The sequence below is a fragment of the Bradyrhizobium sp. P2_E8 genome, assembly GCF_056403875.1.
The window spans coordinates 1-1,868 of the sequence record NZ_JBFUES010001256.1 but is presented as its reverse complement, the minus strand read 5'-3'; the positions used below and the strand labels follow the sequence as shown (position 1 = coordinate 1,868).

General features: G+C 58.6%; 1 protein-coding gene and 1 pseudogene. Both read right to left on the bottom strand.

Annotation, left to right across the window (positions count from 1 at the left end; translation table 11 throughout):
* Window positions 1-425, bottom strand: a pseudogene (locus AC1D00_RS39260) (hypothetical protein); the annotation flags it as partial.
* Between the two features lie 314 nt (window positions 426-739).
* Complete coding sequence (locus tag AC1D00_RS39255) at window positions 740-1,195, bottom strand: RbsD/FucU family protein (RefSeq protein ID WP_477014376.1); 456 nt, start codon at window positions 1,193-1,195, stop codon at window positions 740-742.
* Window positions 1,196-1,868: the final 673 nt, after the last annotated feature.

The following is a 1,868-nucleotide window of genomic DNA, read 5'->3' as shown; positions in this document are numbered from 1 at the left end:
CCTGTATAAGCCTCCCACGGCTTGAGGAAGCCGCGGAACAGGAGATTATGCAGGTTCTGATTGTTGAGTCCCATGAACGAGAGCTCGACGCCCTTGAATTCGCCTTCCTTGATGCTCGCCTTGGTCGGGCCGAGGCAGAGTTCACCGACCTTCTGCCAGTCGGCGTCCGTGGGTGCGCCCTTGCCGACACCCGGAACTTGCGTGATCTGCGCGCGTAGGTTGGCCTGCGCCAATGCGAGCTCCGAGAACGTGCCGAGTGCGCCGCTGGTGCCGAGTGCAGCGGCGCTCGCCGCGCCTCTTAGCACCGTTCGCCGGTTCGGCTGGAATGCGGAATGCTGATCGTGATCGTGCTGTTTCACGGCGATACCCTCCCGTTTTTTTACCTGCTTTGCGTGACCTTCTTTTGTGAAGTCCACTTCGCCCATGCACCTCGATGACGTGACACTCGGCGGACTTTCGCGTCGTGGCGATGGTGGCAGAGGCCGGTTCGAGTATGCAACGGCACATATCAAAGTCAACGAATGCGCGTGAACTTGAGGCCGAGCGTGCCGTCGATGCGTGAATGATGAGCGCAGTCCTCGCAATGCCGCGCTGCAAGATGACGGAGGCCGCGCAGCGCCGATCACCGTCGCGGTGACCGTGAATGAGCAGGTTCCGCGAGCGCGACATCATCTCGACGTCGTATTTGTGTCAGACGCTTCGTGTAGCCGCGTCGTCCAGACGGTTTGAGGTGTTCACCTCAAACCACATCAGGCGGGATGACGCCCTTCTTGAAGATGAAGCAACCATAGAAGCGCCGCTCTCCGGTCTGGATCACGCAATAGGATCTCTTCGCAAGCTCGTAGAATGCAAAGCGCTCGACTGAGGCCATCGGAAAAGACCGGCCCTGCGCCGCATCGAGTGCGGCTTGGACCTCGCTCTGCACAGGCGGAATTTCGTTAGGCTGGCCGACGATCTCCATGCGGGATGCCGGCTTGTCCACGAAGCTGTCGAGCGGCAGCACCGACAGGATCGCGCGCGCGGCGTGGCTTGCGGTGACGTTGTCGATGCGCAACAGTCGCCCCAGCACAGTCTGACGCGCGACCGCGTCGGCCGGAAAGTTCGTGTCACAGAGCACGAGATCGTCGCCATGCCCCATGGACCGCAGTGCATAGAGAACATCGGCATTCAAAAGCGGATCGATCGATTTCAGCATGCGGCGTCTCCCTTGACGAGCTCTGGCTTCTTGGATTGATTGACTATCCAACGTTGCGGAGCCGTGGTCCATATATGTGCGCAGCTGTGCGGCCGCTCAATTGGGTCGCTCCGGCGCACTGGACGTTCCCGAAACGGACGAAATCGTCTCGGGATTGCTTGACAAGCTAACTGAAAGGGGACTGGCGAGGCCTGGTTGCGGGCGTAATAATACGCGATGTCATCCGCTCTTCGGCAAAGCGGACGTTGATGCGGGGCGTTAGATTTGGCTGCCTCCCGCTGGCTGGACCTAGCTCAAACTTCCTTGATGGATTGGAGCGGGAGTTCAAGGGTTTCAATCGGTTAGAGGTCGGCGTGTGCACGACGTGTGCACCGGGAGATCAAGAAAAATCCTGTTACGGCTAGAATGCGCAAGCATTTGACGTTGATGCAAAACCGTCGACGGCAGGCTGAACGGCACAGATCGATTTGCCTTTGGCTGTAGACCTTTTCGCAATCAACGAGGCGCCTTTGGCTTCGGTTGTCGCTATTCCAAAAACAGAATAATGCTGTGCGGGGCGAACGGCCTTCGCTGCCGGCTTTCTTCCAATGAGTGTGGGATCCAAATCTCGTTGAGGGCACCGTAGTCATCGAAGCGCTGGATCAACGTTGATGTCATTGCCAAAGCTGAGTCC